Origin of the sequence: Streptomyces sp. NBC_00250 (assembly GCF_036192275.1) — a bacterium.
Taxonomy (GTDB): domain Bacteria; phylum Actinomycetota; class Actinomycetes; order Streptomycetales; family Streptomycetaceae; genus Streptomyces.
The window spans coordinates 7,777,754-7,800,360 of the sequence record NZ_CP108088.1; the positions used below are offsets into that span (position 1 = coordinate 7,777,754).

At 72.2% G+C, this 22,607-nt stretch carries 21 protein-coding genes and 1 pseudogene; 8 read left to right on the top strand and 14 right to left on the bottom strand.

The window, feature by feature from the left end:
* The first annotated feature begins 229 nt into the window (after window positions 1-229).
* Window positions 230-2,290: a SpoIIE family protein phosphatase gene (locus OG259_RS35290; RefSeq protein ID WP_328945932.1), complete on the top strand. Its 2,061-nt coding sequence runs from the start codon at window positions 230-232 to the stop codon at window positions 2,288-2,290.
* Between the two features lie 28 nt (window positions 2,291-2,318).
* On the opposite strand, the gene OG259_RS35295 is transcribed toward OG259_RS35290, so the two are convergent.
* From OG259_RS35295 to OG259_RS35305, 3 genes are all read right to left on the bottom strand, one after another.
* Entirely contained in the window at window positions 2,319-2,954 is a 636-nt protein-coding gene (locus OG259_RS35295; protein ID WP_328945933.1) for a DinB family protein, read from the bottom strand.
* Window positions 2,955-3,103: 149 nt separating this feature from the next.
* Window positions 3,104-3,499, bottom strand: a complete 396-nt coding sequence (locus tag OG259_RS35300) for a TOBE domain-containing protein (RefSeq protein ID WP_266902545.1) — start codon at window positions 3,497-3,499, stop codon at window positions 3,104-3,106.
* Between the two features lie 31 nt (window positions 3,500-3,530).
* On the bottom strand, window positions 3,531-4,010 hold the full coding sequence (locus OG259_RS35305) for an Lrp/AsnC family transcriptional regulator (RefSeq protein WP_266902543.1): 480 nt from the start codon (window positions 4,008-4,010) through the stop codon (window positions 3,531-3,533).
* Between the two features lie 199 nt (window positions 4,011-4,209).
* On the opposite strand from OG259_RS35305, the gene OG259_RS35310 reads away from it, so the two are divergent.
* Window positions 4,210-5,616, top strand: a complete 1,407-nt coding sequence (locus OG259_RS35310; RefSeq protein ID WP_328945934.1) for an FAD-dependent oxidoreductase — start codon at window positions 4,210-4,212, stop codon at window positions 5,614-5,616.
* A gap of 181 nt (window positions 5,617-5,797) precedes the next feature.
* Window positions 5,798-6,682: a hypothetical protein gene (locus OG259_RS35315; RefSeq protein WP_328945935.1), complete on the top strand. Its 885-nt coding sequence runs from the start codon at window positions 5,798-5,800 to the stop codon at window positions 6,680-6,682.
* An 8-nt stretch (window positions 6,683-6,690) separates the two neighbouring features.
* On the opposite strand, the gene OG259_RS35320 is transcribed toward OG259_RS35315, so the two are convergent.
* Window positions 6,691-7,149, bottom strand: a complete 459-nt coding sequence (locus OG259_RS35320) for a MerR family transcriptional regulator (RefSeq protein ID WP_328945936.1) — start codon at window positions 7,147-7,149, stop codon at window positions 6,691-6,693.
* Between the two features lie 65 nt (window positions 7,150-7,214).
* Between OG259_RS35320 and OG259_RS35325 the strand changes: the two genes are divergently transcribed.
* A complete protein-coding gene (locus OG259_RS35325) occupies window positions 7,215-8,324 on the top strand; it encodes an alkene reductase (RefSeq protein ID WP_328945937.1) in 1,110 nt (369 codons plus the stop codon).
* Between the two features lie 20 nt (window positions 8,325-8,344).
* Here OG259_RS35325 and OG259_RS35330 read toward each other — a convergent pair whose 3' ends face one another.
* The 3 genes from OG259_RS35330 to OG259_RS41845 all read right to left on the bottom strand — a co-directional run bounded on the left by OG259_RS35330 (window position 8,345) and on the right by OG259_RS41845 (window position 9,812).
* Entirely contained in the window at window positions 8,345-9,121 is a 777-nt protein-coding gene (locus OG259_RS35330) for a class I SAM-dependent methyltransferase (protein ID WP_328945938.1), read from the bottom strand.
* 173 nt (window positions 9,122-9,294) lie between these two features.
* Complete coding sequence (locus tag OG259_RS41840; protein ID WP_443052072.1) at window positions 9,295-9,555, bottom strand: methyltransferase domain-containing protein; 261 nt, start codon at window positions 9,553-9,555, stop codon at window positions 9,295-9,297.
* Window positions 9,456-9,812, bottom strand: coding sequence for a hypothetical protein (locus OG259_RS41845; protein ID WP_443052165.1), 357 nt, complete (start codon window positions 9,810-9,812; stop codon window positions 9,456-9,458). Before OG259_RS41845 ends, OG259_RS41840 begins: the two co-directional genes overlap by 100 nt.
* Before the next feature lie 632 nt (window positions 9,813-10,444).
* Between OG259_RS41845 and OG259_RS35340 the strand changes: the two genes are divergently transcribed.
* The gene (locus OG259_RS35340; RefSeq protein ID WP_328945939.1) at window positions 10,445-10,864 is read left to right on the top strand and encodes a TOBE domain-containing protein; all 420 of its coding nucleotides are present in this window, start codon (window positions 10,445-10,447) and stop codon (window positions 10,862-10,864) included.
* 108 nt (window positions 10,865-10,972) lie between these two features.
* Window positions 10,973-11,908, top strand: a pseudogene (locus OG259_RS35350) (molybdopterin-binding protein); the annotation flags it as partial.
* A gap of 92 nt (window positions 11,909-12,000) precedes the next feature.
* On the opposite strand, the gene OG259_RS35355 reads toward OG259_RS35350, so the two are convergent.
* The 3 genes from OG259_RS35355 to OG259_RS35365 all read right to left on the bottom strand — a co-directional run bounded on the left by OG259_RS35355 (window position 12,001) and on the right by OG259_RS35365 (window position 15,427).
* On the bottom strand, window positions 12,001-14,034 hold the full coding sequence (locus tag OG259_RS35355) for an ABC transporter permease (RefSeq protein WP_328945940.1): 2,034 nt from the start codon (window positions 14,032-14,034) through the stop codon (window positions 12,001-12,003).
* Window positions 14,035-14,112: 78 nt separating this feature from the next.
* Window positions 14,113-14,928 (bottom strand): molybdate ABC transporter substrate-binding protein, encoded by an 816-nt coding sequence (gene modA / locus OG259_RS35360; protein WP_328945941.1) that lies wholly within the window; start codon window positions 14,926-14,928, stop codon window positions 14,113-14,115.
* A 103-nt stretch (window positions 14,929-15,031) separates the two neighbouring features.
* Window positions 15,032-15,427: a TOBE domain-containing protein gene (locus OG259_RS35365; RefSeq protein ID WP_328945942.1), complete on the bottom strand. Its 396-nt coding sequence runs from the start codon at window positions 15,425-15,427 to the stop codon at window positions 15,032-15,034.
* Between the two features lie 321 nt (window positions 15,428-15,748).
* Between OG259_RS35365 and OG259_RS35370 the strand changes: the two genes are divergently transcribed.
* Window positions 15,749-17,278 (top strand): PucR family transcriptional regulator, encoded by a 1,530-nt coding sequence (locus OG259_RS35370; protein WP_328945943.1) that lies wholly within the window; start codon window positions 15,749-15,751, stop codon window positions 17,276-17,278.
* Between the two features lie 76 nt (window positions 17,279-17,354).
* On the opposite strand, the gene OG259_RS35375 is transcribed toward OG259_RS35370, so the two are convergent.
* The 4 genes from OG259_RS35375 to OG259_RS35390 all read right to left on the bottom strand — a co-directional run bounded on the left by OG259_RS35375 (window position 17,355) and on the right by OG259_RS35390 (window position 20,553).
* The gene (locus OG259_RS35375; protein WP_328945944.1) at window positions 17,355-17,753 is read right to left on the bottom strand and encodes a TOBE domain-containing protein; all 399 of its coding nucleotides are present in this window, start codon (window positions 17,751-17,753) and stop codon (window positions 17,355-17,357) included.
* 137 nt (window positions 17,754-17,890) lie between these two features.
* On the bottom strand, window positions 17,891-18,970 hold the full coding sequence (locus OG259_RS35380) for a sensor histidine kinase (protein ID WP_328945945.1): 1,080 nt from the start codon (window positions 18,968-18,970) through the stop codon (window positions 17,891-17,893).
* Window positions 18,963-19,691, bottom strand: a complete 729-nt coding sequence (locus tag OG259_RS35385; RefSeq protein ID WP_328945946.1) for a response regulator transcription factor — start codon at window positions 19,689-19,691, stop codon at window positions 18,963-18,965. The genes OG259_RS35380 and OG259_RS35385 overlap by 8 nt, the downstream gene beginning before the upstream one ends.
* A gap of 154 nt (window positions 19,692-19,845) precedes the next feature.
* The gene (locus OG259_RS35390) at window positions 19,846-20,553 is read right to left on the bottom strand and encodes a VanZ family protein (protein ID WP_328945947.1); all 708 of its coding nucleotides are present in this window, start codon (window positions 20,551-20,553) and stop codon (window positions 19,846-19,848) included.
* A 351-nt stretch (window positions 20,554-20,904) separates the two neighbouring features.
* Between OG259_RS35390 and OG259_RS35395 the strand changes: the two genes are divergently transcribed.
* Window positions 20,905-22,401 (top strand): FUSC family protein, encoded by a 1,497-nt coding sequence (locus OG259_RS35395; RefSeq protein WP_328947271.1) that lies wholly within the window; start codon window positions 20,905-20,907, stop codon window positions 22,399-22,401.
* Window positions 22,402-22,607 lie beyond the last annotated feature (206 nt).

Below are 22,607 nucleotides of genomic sequence, written 5' to 3' on the forward strand. Positions count from 1 at the left end.
CGGCCCCGCGCACCCCAGCACCCCGCCCCTGTGCACCCCGTGCCCACCGCACCCGGGCTCTACCCCGGGCTTCCCTCCCCACGCTTCCCTCCCGCCCGTCCCTCCCCACCCGTCCCTCCCCACCTCATCGATCGGCCGCACTGCGCAGCGCCCACCACCAGGTACTCGGCTAGGGTGATTCGATAGGGAATGCGCCCCCCGGGGCCGGGCCGATGCGTAGGTCGATGCGTTGGAGACTCACCAGTCGTCGAGCAGGGTTCCGCAGCCGCCCCGGGCGGCCGTCGGGGACGCCGGTGTGCTCCGCGAGCTGCTGCCCATCGCCCTCTGGCGGGAGGACGCCGAGGGCCGCATCGTCGAGTGGTCGCTCGCCGCCCAGGACCTGCTCGGCCACCGCCCCGAGCACGTGCTCGGACGGCTCGCCACCCCGCTCCTCGTCCCCGACGCCAACCGCGAGCTCGCCGAACGGCTCACCCTCCGTGTCCAGGCGGGCGAGACCATGGTCGGCACCCTCCCCGTCCGCCACCGCGACGGCCACACGGTCACCATGGAGATGTGGATCGTGCCGGCCGCCGATCCCGACGGGCGGCCGGGGGCGATGCTCATCGCTGTGGAGACCTCCGAGGTCCTGCGCATGCGGGAGAACCTGGCGGCGATGGAAAGCCTGTTCACCCAGTCGCCGATCGGTCTCGCGCTGCTCGGCCCCGACCTGCGGTTCCTCCGGGTCAACGACGCCCTGGCCCGGATGAACGGGGTGCCGGCGGCCGAGCACTTGGGCCACCGCCTCACCGACGTCGTGCCCGGTGTCAACGCCTCCTCGCTCGAATCCCTGATGCTCCAGGTCATGGAGAGCGGTCACGCCGTCGTCGACGCCCGCCGGGTCGGCCGTACCCCCGCCGACCCCGAACGCGACCACATCTGGTCCTGCTCGTACGCCCCGCTCATCGACCGCACCGACCGGCGGTCCCTGGGACTCATCGCCTCACTCGTCGACATCACCGAGAGCCAGGAGGCACACAGCGAGGTCGAGCGGGCCCGCCACCGCTTCGCCCTGCTCGCCGAGGCCGGTGCCCGGATCGGCACCACTCTGGACCTGAAGCAGACGGCAGAGGAGGCGGTACGTTTCCTGGTGCCGCAGCTCGCCGACTCGGCGGACGTGCAGATGCTGGAGTCGGTCCTCGCCCCGGACGACCCGGTCGCCTCCACGCGCGGGGTGCTGCGGCGGCTCGCGGCCCGGTTTCCGGACCCGACCGCCCCCACATCGCTGCTCGCGCCCGGACAGACCTTCCAGATCCCACTGGACTCCGTGTACGAGCAGGTCGTCGCCCGCGGCCGGCCCACGAACCTCTTCACGTCCGACATCCCGGAACTCTTCACCGACCCGCGCACGGAGGCGCTCCGCACCTACTTCGCCACCCGCATCGGCTCGGCGCGGCTCGTCCCCATGGTCGCCCGGGGCAAGGTGCTCGGCTCGGTCACGGTGACCCGGCTGAGGACCCGTGAGCCCTTCGACGCGCAGGACTGCGTCCTCATCGACGAGGTGGTGGCCCGGGCCGCCCTCAACATCGACAACGCACGCCTCTACACCACCCAGCGGGACGCCGCGATCACCCTGCAGCGCAGTCTCACCAACAGCGAGCTGCCCGCCGTCACCGGGCTCGAACTCACCGGCCGCTACCTGCCCGCGAGTGCCCATGACGTCGGCGGCGACTGGTTCGACGCCATCGCCCTGCCCGGCGGCAGGACGGGTCTGGTCATCGGCGACGTCATGGGGCACGGCATCCACGCGGCGGCCGTCATGGGCCAACTGCGCACGGCGGTACGGACCCTGGCCCGCCACGACATCCCGCCGGCCGAGATGCTCAGCTCCCTGGACGCCGTCGTCGCGGACCTCGGTGAGGACGCGATGGCGACCTGTGTGTACGCCGTCCATGACCCGGCCACCGGAGTCTGGGTCATCGCCCGCGCGGGCCATCCGCCGCCGGCCGTGGCCACCCCGGACGGGACGATCACCTTCCTCGACGGGCCGCCGGGAACTCCGCTGGGCACCGGCGCCCACGACTTCGGCACGGAGGAGGTCGTCCTCCCCGAGGGCGGACTGCTCGTGCTCTACACGGACGGCCTCATCGAGGCCCGCGACCGCGACCTCGACGAGGGGATGCGGCAGCTCGCCCAGGCGCTCCGGCACCTCGACCGTCCCCTGGACGAACTGTGTGACGAGATCCTGGAGCAGCTCCTGGCGGCACCCGCGCAGGACGACGTGGCGATGCTGCTGGCTCGTACCACCCGCTGAACTCCGGTACGGAACAGGGGAGTCGGATCTACCCCTTCCAGGCTTCCGGGTGCTGGAGCCGGTACAGGTCGCGGAGGAGGGCGATCTCCGCCCCGTGGTGCAGGAGCTCCTGGTTCACCCACCAGACGGTCTCCAGGAAGGGATCCTCCGGATCACTGCCGTGCGGGTAGGTGCTGTGGCCGACCGTGTCGAGCGCCGCGTCGTCGGCGGAGAGCAGCGCGTTCCGCCAGGCGCCCGCCGCGGTGTCGAACGCGGCGACGGCGGTCGCGACGTCCCCGCTGACCGCGTAGTCGTCACGGGTGAGGGTGTGGCCGCCGTTCGTGTGGTCGGCGCGGAGCGCGAGCAGCTCGCTGAGGTGGCTCAGCCGCCAGGCGATCGTCGTGAACGGCGGCGGGGTCGGGTGCGGGGCCGGCGTGGCGTCCCGGCCCCAGTCGCCGACGCCGGTCAGCACGGTGGCGCGCGGCCCGGGCCCGTCCGTGCGGCGCCGGACCGACCAGCAGTCCGGCCCTGGTTCCCAGAGGTACTCCGCGTCGGTCATGGGACCGACCGCTACGTCCGTGCCGTTCCCGCTGTCCACCACCGGCCCCGCCATGCGGTCGGTCAGCCGCTGCCGGGCGAAGTCGAACTGGTCGAGGAGAGGGACGAGTCGTGCGGGCATCGCCATCGGGGCTCCGGATCGCAGGGGGACAGCAGGGGCAGGGTGTAACAGGTGACCGTTGCGAGGCGACCGGAGTCAGCCGACCGAAGTCAGCCGACCGGAGTGAGCCGACCGGTGTCAGGTGGCAGATCGCAGGTGTCAGGGTGCGGGTGTGGTCAGGTCCGGTCGATGTGCACGCTCGTCGACTTCACGCGCGCGGTGGCCTGCATGCCGACCTCCAGCCCCAGCTCCTCGACCGCTTCGCGGGTGAGGAGCGACACGAGCCGGTGCGGGCCCGCCTGGATCTCCACCTGCGCGGCGATGTCGCCGAGCTTGACCGCCGTGACGATGCCCGGGAACGCGTTGCGCGCCGAGGTGTACGGCATGTCGTCGTCCGCCTGGGCGCTCTGGCCGACCTCGACGGAGAAGGCGGCCAGGTCACGGCCGTCGATGAGGCGCCGGCCGTTCTCGTCGCGATGGGTGGCGAACCGGCCGCCGTCGGCCCAGCGGCGTGCGGTGTCGGGACTCACTCCCAGCAGGCGCGCGGCCTGCCCGATGGTGTAGGACTGCATGTGCGACACATTAGGCCGTGCGGGCAAGTCCTCAGGCGGAACCCGACCGTCGTCCGACCGCCTCGACCAGCGGCAACAGCCGGTGCGCCACCCGCTCCCGCAGGGCGATCTCGGTGCGCGTACGGACCACCCCCGGCAGCTGGATGAGCCGCTGGATGACGTCCTCCAGGTGCCCGGCGTCGCGGGCGACCACCCGGGTGAGCAGATCGCCGCCGCCGGTGATCGAGAAGGCCTCCACGATCTCCGGCACCGCGGCGAGCGCGTCGCCGACCTCGTCCAGATGCCCCTGGGTCACCTCGACGTGGACGAAGGCGAGCACCGGGTGCCCCAGGGCGGCGGGGGAGAGGACGGGACCGGTCGCGGTGATCACCCCGTCGCGCTCCAGGCGGTCGATCCTGGCCTGCACGGTGCCCCGTGCCACCCCCAGGATCCGCGCGTACTCCCGCACGCTCGTCCGCGGCTGCTCGATGAGCAGCCGCAGGATCCGGGTGTCGAGCTCGTCCACGGCCATGGTCCGCGGGCCTCCTTCGGTCCTTCGGTACTTCTTCCGGCGTCAGTGTCCGTCACGCGACCCCGGCAGCCCGAACGCTCCGCCGCCGGGTCCCCCGCCGGGTCGCCCGAGTGCGTCGGGCCGCAGCGGGTAGCCGCCCAGCAGAGGAGCGATCAGAAGAGGAGCGACCAGCAGAGGAGCAATCAGAAGGGGAGCGATCATGCGACGTGGATCCGGGAACTCCTACTGGACGGCGTCGGCGCCGCCCGGCGCCGCGCACCCGGCCCTCGACGGTGATCTTGCCGCCGACGTCGTCGTGGTGGGGGCCGGAATCGCCGGACTGTGCACGGCCCGCGAGCTGGTGCGCGCGGGTGCCGACGTGGTCCTGCTGGAGGCCGACCGGATCGCGGCCGGGGTGACCGGGCACACCACCGGCAAGCTGACGTCCCTGCACGGCCTCCACTACGCCCGCCTGCGCCGCCGCCAGGGCGCGGCGGCCGCGGCCCTGTACGCCGACGCCCAGGAGGAAGCCCTGCGCCAGGTGGCGCGGGTCTCCGCGGAACTGGACGTCGACGTCGAGATCGAACACCGGCCGGCGTTCACGTACACCGTCGACGAGGGGACCGTGGCGGAGATCCGCGAGGAGGCGGATGCCGCCGCGGAGGCGGGCCTGCGGGCGACCACCGTGACGGAGACCGGCCTCCCGTACCCGGTCGCGGCCGCCGTCCGGGTCGAGGACCAGCTGCAGTTCCATCCACGACGCTTCCTGCTCGCGCTGGCGGACGACTTCGTCGCGCACGGCGGCCGTGTCCACGAGGGCACCCGCGTCACCCAGCTCCACGAGGGCGCCGAATGCCGTCTCACGGTGGAGGGCGGCGGAACGGTCCATGCCCGGGACGTCGTCCTCGCCACCCACTTCCCGCTCCGCTGCCACAGCAGCCTGCTGGTGCGGCTCTCGGTGCGGCGCGAACTCGTCGTCGCCGCGTCCGTGGCGGAGCGCCACGCCCCGTACGGCATGTATCTGACGTTCGACGAAGGCACCCGGTCCGTGCGCACCGCCCCGCTGGGCGAGGGGCGACGGCTCCTGATCGTCGCGGGCGAGGTGTTCGAGCCGGGGAGCGGGGGCGTGAACGAGCGGTACGACCGTCTGGAGGCCTGGGCGCACGGGCACCTGCCGGGCTTCGCCGAGGCACCGGAGGTTCACCGATGGGCGGCCCAGGACGTCCACACGCCCGACGGGCTGCCCTGCATCGGCCACGAACACCCCGACACCCAGCACGTCCACCTCGCCACCGGCTTCGGCGGATGGGGTCTCAGCAACGGCGTCGCCGCCGGCCCGCTGCTGGCCGCGCACGTGACCGGCGCGCCGCGCCCGGCCTGGACGGAACTCGTCGACCCGCGCCGCCTGCTGCCGGTACGCGAGGTGCCCGGGGTCGTACGGCAGCAGGCCACGGTGGCGCGCCACTACGCGGCGGGCCTGCGGACCGTCCGGCGCTGCACCCACATGGGCTGCGAGCTGGGCTTCGACGAGGCCGAGCAGACATGGGAATGCCCCTGCCACGGCTCCCGCTTCGCAGCCGACGGCAGTGTCCTCCAGGGCCCGGCCACCCGGCCCCTGGAGAGTTGAAGGCCGACCGTGACCGTAGAGGAGGGCCCCGCCACCGACCTGACGATCCGGCACGGCCGCGGCAGCCGTTCCGGCCCGTCGGGCAGCCGCCCCGACCCGAGCGGGTGATCGGACCGGGCATCCGGCGGAGACGGCGAGCGGGAGCGTGCCGGCGGGGGGCGGGCGGCGCAGAGTGGGCGGCGTGGATGTCGAGGAAGTCGCCGAGGAGCTGTACGGGCTGAGGCCGGCCGAGTTCGTCTCCCGGCGGGACGCGTACGTCGCCCGGGCGCGCGAGGCGAAGGACGCGAAGGCGGCGAAGGCGATCGCCGCGCTGCGGCGCCCTTCGCTCGCCGCGTGGGCGGCGAACCTGCTGGCCCGTCGGCGAGAGGAGGAGGCACAGCAGTTCCTGCTCCTCGGGGAGGCGCTGCGGGAGGCCCACCGGACGCTGGACGCCGAGCGGCTGCGGACGGCGAGCAGACAGCGGCAGCAGTTGATCGCCGCTCTCGCCCGTACGGCCGCGGCCCTGGCCGGAGAGGCCGGGCAGCCCCTGAGCGACACGGTGCTGCACGAGATCGAGCAGACCCTCCACGGCGTTCTCGCCGACGAGGAGATCGCCGGGCAGTGGTCGCAGGGCCGGCTCGTGAAGGTGCCCGAAGCCGCGGTCGGATTCGCGGAGGTGGCTCCGGAGGCGACGCCCCCGCGCCGGACCGCGCCCCCTCCCCCCGAGCCGCCGGCGCCGAAGCAGAAGCCCGGCCGCGGCGAGAGCGACGCGCGACGGCTACGTGACCTCGAACGCGCGCGTACGGCGGCCGAGCAGGCCGAAGCCGAAGTCGTCCGGCGGGAGCGGGAGCTCGCCGAGGCGCGGGAGGCGCGGCGGGCCGCAGGGGAGACGGCCGGTGAAGCGGCCGACCGGGTCCGCACCCTGCAGACGGACCTGCGGGAGGCCCGGCAGGCCGAACGGGAGACCGCGGCTGCCGCCACGACGGCCGGCAAGGCGGCGACGACCGCGGAGCGCTCCCTACGGGAAGCCCGCCGAGCCGCCGAACAGGCCGCCGTCGCCGTACAGCGCCTGGAGCGGCACGGGTGACCGCAGGGCTACCGCAGCGATACGGTCCAGGACCCGGTGGCCGCCGGCGCCGGTACGGTCCGCTCGCTGCGACGGTCGCTCTGGTGGGACTGAGCCACGGCGGTACCCAGGCCGACCCCTGCCGTGGCGATGACCTCGTCCAGGACGTCGCGGGAGCGGACCAGATCAGTGATCATTCGATTGATGCGGTCTCGTTCCGCGGCGAGTTCGTCGACCAGCTGTGGTGTCGCGGTCTCGCTCGGGGCGCCGTCCGTGTCGCGCATGCAGGGGAGCAGCTGCGCGATCTTCTTGCTGTTCAGCCCCGCCGCGTAGAGCGCCTGGACGCGGATGACCCGGTCGACCGCCCACTCGCCGTACTGCCGTTGGCCACCCGGGGTACGCTCGGCCCTCAGCAGCCCCTGCGTCTCGTAGTAGCGCAGCGAGCGCTCGCTCACCCCACTGCGGCGGGCCAGTTCACCGATTCGCACGTTCCACCTCGCATGCCGACTCAGGACTTGAACCTGACACTGATGTCAACTTCTACCGTATCGGCATGACGAACTCCCCAGTGATCTCCCGCCTGTTCGAGCCCACCCGTCTCGGCGCCCTGCACCTGCCCAATCGCCTGGTGATGGCACCGATGACCCGCAACCGTGCCGCGGCCGACGGCGTTCCGGAGCCGATCATGGCCACCTACTACGCGCAGCGCGCTTCGGCGGGGCTGATCATCGCCGAAGCCTCCACCCCGAACGCGGTGGGCCTGACCTATCCGCACATTCCCGCCATCTACAACGAGGCGCACGTGGCGGGATGGCGGCGCGTCACCGACGAGGTGCGCGCCGCGGGCGGCCGGATGTTCCTGCAGTTGCAGCACGGCGGCCGGATCGGTCACCCCGACAACAGCGGCCTGACGCCGGTCGCGCCCTCGCCCGTGCCGCTCCCGGACACGATCCACACTCCGAGCGGACACCAGGACGCCGTGGTGCCCCGTGAGTTGAGCGTCGAGGAGATCCGCTCCACGGTGGCCGACTTCGCCTCCGCCGCCCGCAACGCCGTCGACGCGGGATTCGCCGGAGTGGAGGTGCACGCCGCCAACGGCTACCTCCTCCACCAGTTCATGGCGGGAAACACCAACCACCGCACCGACGCCTACGGCGGCTCGGTGGCCGGCCGCATCCGTTTCGTGGTCGAGGTGGTCCAGGCCGTCGCCGACGCGATCGGTCCCGAGCGGGTCGGCCTGCGCATCGCCCCCGGACTCACGGTCAACGGCATCGACGAGGGCGACACCGACGAGATCTACCCCGCGCTGGTCGACGCCCTGGCGGACGCCGGTCTCGCCTATCTGCACGTCGTCTTCGCCGACCCGGACCAGCCTCTCTTCCAGCACATCCGAAAGTCCTGGCCGGGCACGCTGATCGCCAATCCGGTGCTGGGCTGGGGAGGTCCGCTGCCCGCCGACGGCGGCAGGCACGCGGGCGAGCGGCTGCTGGCCGCCGGAGCCGACCTGATAGCGCTCGGCCGGTCGTTCCTCGCCAACCCCGACCTCGTCGAACGGCTGCGCGTCGACGCGCCGCTCAATCCGGTCCGGGACCACGGCCTCATGTACACGGGCGGCGAAGCCGGATACACCGACTATCCGGTGCTGGCCGGGGCTCACCACTGAGTGCGGAGAAGCTCGCCCGGTCAGGGAGTGGACCGCACGATGACGAGCGAGCCCTCGTACGCCGGCTGGACGCGGAGGGCACCGAAACGCTCGTCCCACGTCCCGGAGGCCAGATCGTGGCGCAGTGTGCGGTCGAAGCGCTCGCGGACGCCGTCGTCGACGAAGCTCCAGGCGGAGCAGGCCTGGCGGGCGGCCGGGTCGAGGAGCATCTCGGGGCGTCCGTAGTACGCCTCGTTGAAGCCGTCGGTGCAGTCGAGCGGGATCGGTACGGCTTCGACGGTGCCCGTTCCGCCCAGGGCGGCCGCGATCTCGTCGACGGGAGGGTAGCGGCGGGCCTCCGTGTCGAGGACCCCGGGCGCGTACTCGTACAGCCAGAAGTCCCGTACCGACGCGGGGTCGCAGGTGAGGACGACGACGGGGCCGCGGGTCACCCGGCGCATCTCCCGGAGGCCGGCGGCCACGTCACTCCACTGGTGCACGCTGAACAGCGTCATCGCGGCGTCGAACTCGCCGTCGGCGAACGGCAGATCCTCGGCGACGGCGTCGACGGCCCGGGTGAGACGAGGCGGCCGCCGGGCCCGCATCGACGCGGACGGTTCGACGGCCGTCACCGCGTCGGCGACGTTCTCGTACGATCCGGACCCCGCTCCGACGTTGAGCACGGTGCGGGCTCCACCCAGGGACTCCGCGACGAACTGGGCGATGCGCTCGTCCGGCCTGCGGTAGGCCGAGTAGCCGGATCCGATCGTGCCGTAGTCGACATCACCGGCGCTGCCGTCGCGCGTACGTGCCTTCATGTGCCAAACCTCGCCTCGTGAGCAGGAGCAGCGGAGGAGGGGAGGGGACGGGGACGTCGTGGGTCATCGCCCAGCCACTGTCACCGCACCTCCGCCAGTCGCTCGCCCAATCTTGCAGATGCTGGCCTGCCCTCACAATTACTTGGCGAATGCTTGGTCAATCGCCTAGATCACTATGCAAATGTGGTGCCGCGAATTGGAGGTACCGACAGTCGGGGACGGTCGTACACGTCGATCATCCACGGGGTACGGCCCGGGCGAGGAAGTGGCCGGCGGCGTCCTCGTACTTGCCGGGCGGCGGAAGCCGGCATGGCCGGCGTGACGTCGATGCCCATCACCCGGCCCGTCGGCCCGACCTGCGCCCGCAGCGCCGGCATGACCCGCCCGGTACCGCACCCGAGGTCCAGCGCCCGGCCCCCCGGCCGCAGTCGCATCCGGGTGACAGCCGCTTGTCGTAGGCGGCGGCCTGGCCCTCTGCCGCCAGGGCTTCGCGGAGGAGGGTGTGCTCGGCGGTGGCCGGGGACCGAGGCGTGGCGAGGACGATCAGGCCCTCGACGCCGCTCAGGTCGGTGGGCTCCGCATCGCCGTCCGGGGCGATGGATCCGATGGTCAGACCCGCTTCGGTCAGTGCCTTGCCGACGCCGACCGGAACTCCCGCCACCGTATGCCTCCCCATGACCACGACTGCCATCACGCGCTCCTCGCATTCGAGCCGGTCCAGGAGTTCTGGATGGCATGTGTTGCAAGAACGCGTCGAAGAGTTCGCATATGGCAGACCATCTACCGCGAGGGCTCCCTGCGCGCCGAACACCGCGAACGGCGCGCAGGACCCTCCTGACCGGTTGTCCCTGACGGCGAGAGCCACTCCTCCGCCCGGGCCGGTGAAACTCAGTGAATCAAGCGCCACCCGAGCGGGACGACTGGATCCGCGCACAGAAACAGTCCGCGACGGCCGTAGTGGCTACGGTGAATCATCCGACTTCTGGAGGGTTCACGTCGGCGCACCTGGGTCTCAACTCAGGAAGAGGCGCTGCAATTGCGCCTGATGCATGAGCGGAACTGCTCATCTGCCGTGTCTGGCAGCTCTGTTCGAGAGTGCGCGGACGGCCACGCTTCAGATCTCAAGCCCCAGGTCGGGAGCTTGATCGCGCCGCCGGGCAGGCGACTTCCGGCCCTCATGGAATACGCGAGGAGATTGCGCCCGTTCGGCTGGTGAATGCCACGCGAGTCGCGTGACGCCATTTCCGTTCCGGTACGGTCGGCCATGACGCAGGTCACAGAAGTGACGAATATTCCGTTTCCGGCTTTGCGAGGCGTGTTTCCATGACCCTGTCCATTCGTAACCAGCTCCCCGGCACCGTCACGTCCGTCACCGCGGGTGAGGCCATGGCCTCGGTGAAGGTGCGCCTGGCCGGCGGGCAGGACATCACCGCCGCGATCACCGCCGACGCCGTCAAGGACCTGGGACTGGCCGAGGGTTCCGCCGTCAAGGCGCTCGTGAAGTCCACCGAGGTCGCGCTCGCGACCGGCCCCGTGGAGGGCATCTCCATCCGCAACCAGCTCGCGGGATCCGTCACCGAGGTGGCCACCGGTGGAGCCATGGGCTCGGTGAAGGTCTCCGTCGAGGGCGGCGAGCTGACCGCCGCGATCACCAAGGACGCCGTCGAGGACCTCGGCCTGGCAGCCGGTACCTCCGTCGTCGCGCTGATCAAGTCGACCGAGATCTCCCTCGCCTCCGCCTGACCCGTTCCCGATCGCTCCGGATCGCTCCAGAACGCCCCTCGTCTCCCGCGTCATGCGTGATCTCCCGCGTCATGCGGGACCGTCCGGGGGGCCGTCCGGGCGGGGGCGCAGTGGCCCGGCGAACTAGGCCCGGGCGACTGCGTGGAGATCTCCACCGGTGCGTGTGTCCCACCGGGGGCGCACGCCGTGCTGCCCCTGGAGTCGGCATCGGTCTCCGGCCGCCGGGTGTCGGGAGACGTCCGAACCGCCGGCCGTCACATCCGGAGGGCGGGCGAGGACGCCGAAGCGGGGGACCGTCTGGTCCCGGCGGGAAGCCGGGTCGGCCCGGCGCTCGTCGGGCTGGCCGCGGCCGCGGGCCACGACGCACTGGTGGTGCGCCCCCGGCCCCGCGTCGGCGTGCTCGTCACGGGCGACGAGCTGGACCACGCGGGCGTTCCCGCAGCAGGGCGGGTACGTGACGCGCTCGGCCCGTTGCTGCCCGGTCTGGTCCGCCAACTCGGCGGTGACGACACCGCGTTGCGGCACGTGCCGGACCGCCCCGCGGGCCGATTGGCCGAAGAGGTCGAGGGCCTCCGCGACGTGGACGTCGTCGTCGTCACCGGTTCCACCTCGGTCGGGGTCACCGACCGGCTGCGGAGGCTGCTCGCCGACACCGGAGCCCGCATGCCGGTCGACACGGTCGCCTGCCGACCCGGACACCCGATGCTCCTCGCCGAACTCCCCACCGGCCGCTGGGTGGTGGGACTGCCGGGCAATCCGTACGCGGCCCTCGTCGCCGCCCGTACCCTCCTCGGTCCCCTCCTCGCGGGCCTGTCAGGACGCGCTCCCGGAGCGCTTCCCCGGATGCCCGTACGAGGGCGGGTGCGACCGGCTCCCGGACTCACCCGGGTGGTGCCCGTCTCGTGGACCGGGGGCGACGCAAGGATCGTCGAAGGTCATCGCGCGGCGTTCCTGGGCGGTGCGGCCGTGGGCGACGCGCTGGCCGCGATCGGTCCGGGCTGGACCGACGGCGACCTCGCACCGCTGCTGCTCCCGGGGGCGTAGGGCGCGGCGGTGCCTGGATCAGGGGTGAGGGGAGCGGAGTTCGGGGTCCCGTGGTCAGGGGTTCTCCCGCCACCGTCGGCGCCCGGGGCTGGTCAGAGGGGGACGATCGTCGCCTCGGTCGCCTTGAGGCTGGTCCAGACGGACACCCCGTCGGCGAGGCCGAGTTCGGTGGCCGCCTGCGGGGTGATCTCGGCGACGAGGTCGGGGGCCTGCTCGGAGGTGATCAGGACCCGGAGCCGGCTGCCGCTCGCGGTGATCTCGCGTACGGTGCCGGGCCAGACGTTGCGGGGGCTGCCGGTCGGTTTCTCGCGGTGGAGCGAGACCGCCTCGGGCGCGACGATCGCGAGCGCCGGGGTGCCGGGCGGCGGTGGGTCGGCCGCGACCAGAGTGCCGCCTCCGTCGAGGGCGAGCCCCTCGGCGGAGGCGATGCCGGGCCAGGCGTTGCGGCCCAGCATGCGGGCGACCCAGGGAGAGCGTGGGTGCCGGGTGACCTCCACGGGTGGGGCGTCCTGGAGGGCGCGGCCTTCGTCGAGGACGAGGACGCGAGTGGCGAGGGAGACGGCTTCGACCGGGTCGTGGGTGACGATGAGGCAGACGCCGGGGAAGCCGGCGAGGTGGGTGCGCAGGGTGTGGCGGACGTGGGCGCGGGTGGTCTGGTCGAGGGCCGCGAGCGGTTCGTCGAGGACGAGGAGCCGGGGGCGTGCGGCCAGGGCGCGGGCCAGGGCGACGCGTTGGGCCTGGCCGCCGGAGAGCTGCGTGGGCCGGCGGTGGGCGAGGTGGCCGACGCCGAGCCGGTCGAGCCAGGATCGTGCCTCGCGGCGGGCCTCGGCTCGACGTACTCCTTGGGCCCGGAGGCCGTACGCGGTGTTGGCCAGCGCGCTCATGTGCGGGAACAGCGCGCCGTCCTGGGGGACCCAGGCGACATGCCGTCGGTGCGGGGGCAGGGCGGTGACGTCGGTGTCACCGAGCCGGAGTGCGGCGTGGGCGCGGGGAGTGAGGCCGAGGAGGGCGCGCAGGAGGGTGGTCTTTCCGGCGCCGTTGGGGCCGACGACGGCGATGGTGGTGCCGGGCTCGGCGTCGAGGGTGAGGTGGGTGAAACCGGTGACCTCGGCGTGGAGGGCCCAGCGTTCGGCGCCCTGCTCGGACTCCTGGGACTCCCCGGACGCTCCGGCCTCCCGGGCCTCTCGGGACTCCCCGGACTTCTCGGAGACCGACACGGACACGGACTTGGACACGGGGGGCGCCTGCGGGACCGGCGCGGGATCCTCGGGTCCGACTGCCGGGGCGGGGCGCGTACGGCGGTCCGAAGGGGTTCCCGTCCAGCGGCCGCGCAGGGCGATCAGTACACCCATGGCGATGGCGAGCAGCAGGAGGGAGACGGAGGTGGCGGCTTCCGGTTCGTCCTGGAGCAGGAGGTAGACCTGGAGGGGGAGGGTCTGGGTGGTGCCGGGGAGGTTGCCGGCGAAGGTGATCGTGGCGCCGAACTCGCCGAGTGCCCGTGCCCAGGTGAGGGCCGCGCCCGCGATGAGACCGGGGGCGACCATGGGCAGCGTGACGGTGAAGAAGACCCGTACCGGCGAGGCGCCGAGCGAGGCCGCGGTCTCCTCGTAGCGCGGCCGCAGTCCGCCGAGCGCCCCTTCGAGGCTGATGACCAGGAAGGGCATGGCCACGAACGTGGCCGCGATGACCGCTCCGGAGGTGTGGAACGGGAAGGTGATGCCGAAGGTGTCTTCGAACCAGGGGCCGAGCAGTCCGCGCCGGCCGAAGGCGAGGAGCAGCGCCACACCGCCGACGGTGGGCGGCAGCACCATGGGCAGCAGCACGAGGGAACGGACGAGCGCCTTGCCGGGGAAGGACACCCGGGCCAGCAGCCAGGCGAGCGGGACGCCGAGCACCAGTGACAGTCCCAGCGCCCAGAACGACACGACGAGAGAGAGCCGCAACGCCTCGATCGTCCCGGGAGAGGTGAGGTGGTCGGCGAGTTCGGCCCACTCCGTCCGCACGAGGATGCCGATCAGAGGAAGCGTCAGGAACGCCACGGCCAGGAGCGCCGGTACGGCCAGAGCGACGGGCGTGCGGGCTCCGGGTGTACGGGCTCCGGGTGTGCGGACGCCTGATCGTTTCATCGAATGTCCTGAAGGCGTAGGAGGAACAAGGGGCTGCCCGGTCCCCCGATCCGGGCAGCCCCTCGTGATCTGAGGAGGTTACGGCTTCTGGAAGCCGGCGTCCTGGAGGATCTTCTGCGCCTCGGGCGAGGAGAGCCAGGTGACGAAGGCGGCTGCGGCCTCGGCGTTCTTGGAGTCCTTGATCGTGGCGGCCGGGTACTGGGCGACGGCGTTCTGGTCGTCGGGGATCTCGACGGCGTCGACCTTGTCCTTGGCGCTCTCCGCGTCGGTCTTGTAGACGAGCCCGGCGTCGGCTTCGCCGAGCTCGACCTTGCTGAGGACGGCGCGGACGTTGGGCTCCTGGGAGACCGCCTTCACGGTGATCTTCTGGGCGTCGAGGATCTTCTTGCTGTACTTGCCGGCCGGGACCTCGGGGGCGGCGAGGACGACCTTGAGCTTGGTGTCGGCGAGGTCCTTGAGCTCGTCGACCTTGAACGGGTTGCCCTCGCCGGTGGCGATGACGAGCCGGTTCTTGGCGATGACGACCGGGGTGCCGGTGTCGGCCTTGACCTTGTCCATGCTCTTGGTGTCGGCGGTGACCAGGGCGTCGGCGGGCGAGCCCTGCGCGACCTGTGCGACGAGTTCCTGGGAGCCGGCGAAGGAGAAGGTGATCTTCGTGCCGGGGTGGGACTTCTCGTATGCGGCACCGGCCGTCTTGAAGACGTCGGTGAGTGAGGCGGCGGCGAGGACGGTCAGCTGGGCGGCGGGCGCGCCGCTGGGTGCGCCGGAGGCCGTGGAGCCGCCGGTGTTCTTCTTGGGCTCGTCGTTGCCGCAGGCGGCGAGCGGGACGAGGAGGGCCGTGGTCAGGACAGCGGCGGCGGTGCGGCGTCTGGTGGCGGTGAGGGCGAGAGACATGAGGGTCCGAACTCCTTGGGACGTGAGGGAGATGCATAGCGGGGGGTGACGGGCCGCGCCGACGGCCGATGTCACCCGGTACTGCCGGTACTGCGTGAGGGGTTCAGGTGCGGTCGATGTGCACGCTGGTCGACTTCACGCGGGCGGTGGCCTGCATGCCGACTTCGAGACCCAGCTCCTCCACGGCCTCCCGGGTGAGGAGCGAGACGAGACGATGCGGACCGGCCTGGATCGTGACCTGGGCCGCGACGTCACCGAGCTTGATCGCGGTGACGATGCCGGGGAACGCGTTCCGGACCGAGGTGTACGACGCGTCGTCGTCGCCACTGCCGCCCTGCGCGATCTCCGCGGAGAAGACGGCCAGCGACTTGCCGTCGATCAGGCGCCGACCGCTCTCGTCGCGGTGGGTCGCGATCCTTCCCGCGTCCGCCCAGCGCCGCGCCGTATCCGGGCTCACGCCCAGCAGACGAGCGGCCTGACCGATCGTGTAGGACTGCATGTGCCACACCGTAGGTCGATGAGGGTCTCATCTGCAACAAGCCCGTGCGAGTCTCCATGGCGAATGAGAGGTGGCTTGGAGGAAGGGACGAACGCGCCCTCGGGAGCCCACCGGCGGGAGGTCGCGACGCGCCGCGCGCCCGCCACCTCGACGTCCGATGCGGGGGCAATGCCGAGATCCTCCAGCGCTGCGTACCGCGCTCTGGCCGATCGAACAAGAGGCATTTTGCAGACATCTCTTGGCATCTACGATGGTCGGACTCGAATTTGCCTCGTGAATATGAGATGCGGGCGCGTCCCGTGAGTGCCCTAGGAGTTCCGCATGCAGGTCGATCATCTTCTCCGCCTGGACCGTCTCGACCTCTCCCTCGTCTGGGGTGACGAGGTGCTGCTCGGTCAGGAGATCGGTGGTGTGACGGCGACCGATCTGGAGGACCCGGCCCGGTTCCTTCAGCCGGGGGAGGTCGTCCTGAGCGGGCTGGTGTGGTGGACCCGGGACGGCGACCCGGCGAAGACCGACCGCTTCGTGTCGGCGCTGCGGGACGCCGGTGCGGTGGCCCTGCTGGCGGGGGAGGAGACCCACGGGGAGGTGCCCGTGGAGCTGGCGGATGCCTGCCGGGAGCACCGGATCGCGCTGGTCGCGGTGCCGGCCCATACGAGTTTCCGGGCGATCACCGAAGCGGTGTACGTGCGGCAGTGGGGCGAGCTGAGCCGCCGCCCCACGGACCACCACGCCCTGCCGGAGAACGTACGCGTCGACCTCGACCGCGTCCTGGAGGGCGGGGCGTCGGCCGGTGTTCTGCTGGAGCGCGCGTTCGCTCATCTGGGGACGCCCGCCTGCTACTTGCTGACCGGCAGCGGCCGTACCCTCGCCCGCACCAGCGCGGCGGGTGAACTGCCGGCGCGGCGGGCCGCGGAGGCGCTGCGGGGTACGCGCGGCATGACGGTCCGCGTCGACGCCGACGACACCGCGTTCGACGCCTGGCATCTGCACCTGCCGGAGGGCAACGAGGTGCCACCGCGGGTGCTGCACGAGATAGCCGAGCTCCTGGGCAGGCACCGCCGTCGTCTGGACCGGCGCCGGAAGGAGCGCAGGCAGGCCTACGAGGAGCTCATGGCGCTTGTCGGCGCGGCGTACGGCGAGGTCAACGGCGTGGAGAACGCGCTGGGTTCGTGCGCGCTGCCCGCCACCGGGCCCTACACCGTGGTGGTGGCGTCCCTGGAACCGGCGGGCGAGCGGACGGACGGGGTGGCCGCGCTCACGGAGGCGTTGAGTCATCTGCCGTCGGCCGTGTTCGCCGTCGCCGAGCGGCCGGGCGGTGAGGCGATGGCGGTCCTGGCGCACGAGGACGGCGGGGAGCCGGACGTGCGGGCGGTGCTGGGCGAGGTGTGGCCGCTGCTGCACGCCTGCCGCCCGAAGGCGGCTCTGCACGCCGGGGTCGGCGGGCCGGTCGGCGCTCCGGCCGACCTGGGCCGGGCCCTGACGCAGGCCCGCTATGCGCTCGCGGCGGCCCGTACGACGGCGCCGGCGGCTGCGCTCGTGGCGGGCCTGGAGGACCTGCGCGGACTGGAAACGCTCCTGGCGGGCATCCCCACCGACGTCCGCACCGTCTACCGCGACACCGTCCTGGGCCCGCTCCTGCAGGACGACCGGGCCTCGCATGCCGTGCTGTTGGAGACGCTGGAGGTCTTCCTGCGGGAGAACTGCTCCTGGGCGAGGACCTCCGAGGCCCTGCACCTGCACGTGAACACGGTCCACTACCGGATCGAGCGCATCGAGAGCCTCACCGGGCGGGATCTGTCCCGTTTGGACCATCGGCTGGATCTGCGGGCCGCGTTGCTGTGCCGCTGAGGGCCGGCCAGGGTCGGGCGGGGTCGATCCAGGTTCAGACGGGGTCGATCCAGGCTCAGGCGAGGTCGATCCAGGCTCAGGCGAGGTCGATGTGGACGCTGGTCGACTTCACGCGGGCGGTGACGGTGACGCCGACGTCGAGCGCGAGCTCCTCGACGGCTTCGCGTGTCACGAGGGACACGAGGCGGTGCGGGCCCGCCTGGATCTCCACCTGCGCGGCCACGTCGTCGACGTGTACCGCGGTGACGATCCCGACGAACGAGTTGCGTACCGAGGTCGGCACGTCGTCCTCGGGCACCGCGTGCAGGCCGGCTCCCCGTTCCTGGGCGAAGCGCGCCAGCCCCGCTCCGTCGACCACCCGGTTGCCCGAGCCGTCCCGGTCCACGCGCAGACGACCGCCGTCCGCCCACCGGCGAACGGTCTCGGAACTCACTCCGAGCAGTCGAGCGGCCTGACCAATGCTGTACGACGACACAACCGCACTCTAAGGGCTTTCCGGCCGAGACGATCGGCGCCGTCGGCTTCGATCGGCGCCGTCGGCTTCGCTCGGCCAGGACGGCAGGAGATCACCCTGAGTCGGGTGTCCGCCCCCTCGTCACTCCACGAGCAGGCCTACGGCGCGCAGGGAAGCCGGACCGTGACGAGCAGACCACCGGCGGGGCGGGGAAGGAGGTCGAGGGTCCCGCCGTGGGCGCGGACGACGCTGTGCACGATGGCCAGACCGAGGCCGACGCCCGCGTGCTCGTCGGTGCGTACGCGTTCCGTACCGCGCTGGAAGGGTTCGGTGAGGGTCGGCACCAGTTCCGGTGGGAGCGGTCGGCCCGTGTTCTCGACCCGCAGCACGCTCGTGTCACCGTGTGCCTCGGTGTGGACCGCCACGGTGCCGTCGGCGGGGAGGTTGTGGACGACGGCGTTCTGGACGAGGTTCGTCACCATCCGCAGCAGGAGCTCCCTGGAGCCGCCGGTCACGGCCGCCCCGCCGGTGACGTCGAGCGTGATGCGGCGCTGTTCGGCGAGGGGGAGCAGTGTTTCGGCGACTTCCTCGGCGACGAGGGAGAGGTCGACGCTCTCGCGTGCGAAGTTCCCTCGGTCGCCGCGGCTGAGCAGCAGGAGGGCCTCGGTGAGGTCGATCGCCCGCGTATTGACGGTGTGCAGACGTTCGATGAGTTCGTCCCGGTCCCGCGTGGGGTCCTTGCGGGCGACGTCGAGGAGCGTCCGTGAGATCGCCAGCGGGGTGCGCAGCTCGTGGGAGGCGTTCGCGGCGAACCTCCGCTGCTCGGCGACGTGGGACTCGAGTTGCCGGAGCATCGAGTCGAACGCGTCGGAGAGTTCGCGGAACTCGTCCTGACGTCCCTCCATGCGGATCCGATGGGACAGCGACCCGTTCCCGGCCGTGCGCGCCGCGTCCGTGATGCGGTTGAGGGGCGCGAGCATCCGCCCGGCGAGGAGCCATCCTCCGACGAGGCCGAACACGAGCAGGAAGGCCATCGCCACGGCCGCGGCGGGGAAGAAGGTGCGCACGAGGAGGTAGCGGTTGGGCGAGATCCCGAGAAGGCCCTGGGCGTTGTCGGGCACGTAGCGCAGCAGGAACCCCCACACCACGGCCAGCAGGAGAGCACCGGCGACGGCGAGGAACCCGGCGTAGCTGAGGGTGAGTTTCAGTCGGACGCTGAGCCCCCGGCGTCTAGGCATGCGTACGGCCGGGGCCGGTCGTGTCGGCATGCGCCGTGCTGGGGGCGTTGCCGTCCGTACCGGTGGTGTCGATCCGGTAGCCGACGCCGGCCACCGTGGCGATGACCCATGGTTCGCCGAGCCGTTTGCGCAGTGCGGAGACGGTGATGCGCACGGCGTTGGTCAGGGGGTCGGCGTTCGCGTCCCAGGCTCGTTCGAGGAGCTCTTCGGCGCTGACCACCCCGCCCTCGGCGGCGACCAGGACGTCGAGGACGGCGAACTGTTTGCGGGTGAGGGCGACGTGACGTCCGTCGCGGAAGACCTCCCGGCGGAAGGGGTCGAGCCGCAGGCCACCGATCTCGCGGACCGGGGGGCGGGCGTACGCGCGTCGTCGGTCGAGGGCCCTCAGCCGCAGGACGAGCTCCCGCAGCTCGAACGGCTTGGTGAGGTAGTCGTCGGCGCCGAGCCCGAACCCGGACGCCTTGTCGTCGATCCGGTCGGCAGCGGTGAGCATGAGGATCGGGATGCCGCTGCCGGAGGCGACGATGCGCCGGGCGACCTCGTCGCCGGAGGGGCCGGGGATGTCGCGGTCGAGGACCGCGAGGTCGTACGAGTGGACGCCGAGCAGTTCCAGAGCGGAGTCGCCGTCGCCGGCGATGTCGGCGGCGATCGCCTCCAGGCGCAGGCCGTCACGGACGGCCTCGGCCAGGTAGGGCTCGTCCTCCACGATCAGTACGCGCATGCGCGAAGCCTAAGCAGCACGACATATCGCCGGCGTATGCGGGCCGCGCTCAGGGGTGTGGGCGTGGGGCGTGAGCAGGGACGTGGGCGTGAGCAGGAACGTGGGCGTCAGCAGGGACGTCTGAGAGGACGCCCGCACGCGCCGGACACGTGCCTCAGCCTGCCGGTGTCAGCACATGCCGCGGCCGGTCCGACGGCGTCGCCTCCGCCGTAGCGCGCCACCAGCGGCGCGACGCCAGTCCGGCCAGCACGGCGCCGGTGGCGTTGATCAGTACGTCGTCCACGGAGGACACCCGGTCGAGCCGCAGGACGGACTGCGCGGTTTCGACCAGGATCGAGCAGCCCGCCCCGAGCGCCAGGATCCGCGGCACGGACGCCAGGGCCGCGAAGCGCATCGGGGTGAAGAACCCCAGCGACGCGAAGACCAGCAGGTTGCCGACGATCCCGAGCGGCCCCATCACGACCAGGTCCCGCAGCGGTACGAGGCTCACCCGGGCGGGCGCGATGCCGGGCGCGGAGCCCGGCATCAAGGTCAGCCACAGGAACGGCACCGTCCCGTGGACCATGCCCACCTCGGCCAGCGACATGCACCACGCCGATGCGACACCGGCGGCACGGCGACGGTACGCCAGAGCCCACGCCATCAGCACGGCCAGGGGCAGCGTGACCAGCGTCATGAGCACCACACCGTTGAACGTGTCGAAGCAGCCGTGCCACCGCCCGGCCATGCAGCGCGGAGCGGGCATCATGAGCGGCCCCCGCAGGACGAACAGGGCGCTCGCCAGGCCGAGGACGGCCAGACCGAGGAGCACGATCCTGCGCGTGCGGCCGGGCGGTGCCGGCAGGGATGCGTCGTGGTTCATGCCCCCATGGAAGGCGGAGGGCCGTTGCAGCGGCGTATGCGATTTTCGATAGGCCCGCGATACGTCATCCGCAGCCGCGGGCCCGGTGGTCCGTTGGTCTCCCGATGGACCATCGGGGAGGCCGCTCACTGGGCCAATGGCTCAAGAGGTCGGCGATGAGTTGAGCCATGGGAGACCTGGATGGTTTCCTTGTCGTATCCAGGTACTTTCGGCGCCGCGCAGCGCCGGGGCGGCGACGAGGCCGGTCCGGACCGCGGCGCCTTCGTCATGTCCGCGAGCCCCCACCACCCCGGGACGCCGCGCGACAGGACGGAAGGCAAGACGAGGGGGCGGTTCACCACCGTGAAGAGGATGTTCGTGGCACCGGATCCGGGGCACGTCAGGTTGAGGAACTCGCTGCGAGCCGTCATGGGCATCGCGCTCGCCGTCGCCCTCGCGGAGCTGGCCGGTCTTTCGCTGACCGCCTCGATCACCGGTGGTCTGGCGGCGCTGCTCGCGCTGTTCACCGTCATGGACTCCACCGTCCGGGCGCAGGCCGTGACGACCCTGCTCCTGCCGGCCGCGGGCTTCCCCGTGCTCGCCCTGGCCACCGCGCTGCACGACATCACGCTGCTGCGCGACCTCGCCTTCCTGGCCGTGGTCTTCTGCGGGGTCTACGCACGGCGCTGGGGACCGCGTGGGCACGCGCTGGGGATCTTCGCCTTCATGAACTTCTTCACGACCCAGTTCCTCCACGCCGTCCCGGGCCAGCTCCCGGAGCTCTACGCGGCGGTGGGCATCGCCCTGGCCGCGGCGGGCGCGGTGCGCTTCGTCCTGTGGCCGCTGGAGCGCCGCATCCCTCCCGCCTCCGCGCCGGCCCCGCTGCCCGGCTCGGGGCTCTCCCGTGTGACCACGCGACAGGCGTTCCAGGCCGCGGCCGCGTGCGCCGTGGCGCTCGCGGTCGGCCAGGTGCTGTCCGAGGACCGCTGGTACTGGGCCGTGGGCACGACGTGGTGGATCTTCGTCAACACCGTGTCGCGGGGCGAGACGCTGGTACGCGGCTTCCGCCGGGTGCTGGGCACGGTGATCGGCATCGCCGTGGGCATGGTGGTCGCCATCCCGCTGAACGGGGCGGTGGCCCCCACGGCCGTCCTGGTGGCCCTCTGCGTCTTCGGGATCTTCTACACGGCGCCCGTCTCGTACAGCTGGATGATGCTGGCCGTGACCGTGATGGCGGGCCTGCTCTACGGGCTCCTCGGCGTGCTCGACCCGGCGCTGCTGGTCCTGCGCCTGGAGGAGACGGCCGTCGGCGCGGTCTGCGCCGCGCTCGCCGTGCTCCTCATCCTACCGGTCACCACGCACGCGATCAACGACGCCTGGATCCAGCGCGCCCTGCAGGGCGTCCGGTCCGCCACGTCCGCCTCCCTGCGGCGCCTGTCCGGTGACGAGGACGCCGACCCGACCCCCCACGCCGCCGAGCTGGAGCTGCTGCTCGGACGGGTGCGCCTGTCCCTCGCGCCCCTCGTCCATCCGCTGAGTCCCTTCCGGGGCCGGAAGGCCCGGGCCCGTCAGGTGCTGGCGCTCCTCGACGAGTGCGCCGACGAGGTGCGTGGGCTCACCGCGGTGGCGGCCGACCCGGCCGCGAGCCACGACGCCCGCCTCGCGGCTGCCTGCTGGCGCGTCGAGGCGGCGGTGGAGCGGCTGACGTCGCCCCGGGGCGGACGCGGGGAAGGGGCGCCGACGGCCGCTGCGGCCGCTCCGGCCGCCGGTCAGGTCGCTCTCGACCACGTCAGCGGTCTGGAGAAGCTGCTCGCCGCGCTCGACGAGCCGCTGCGGACGCCCCCGGGCTCGTTGCTCGTTCGCTCCTGACAACTCCGGCGTTGTTCCTGACAGCTCCGAGACCACTCCTGGCGACTCCGGCACCGTTTCCGGCGACTTCGGCACGGTTCTCGGTGGCTCCCGGTCACGGTTCCCGGCGACGGCTCCCCGCACAGCTCGGCTCTTTGGTCTAGACCGCCTGCTACCGTCGGCCGCACGAAGGCCGGTCGACCGTGACCGGCACCGGGACAGGGGAG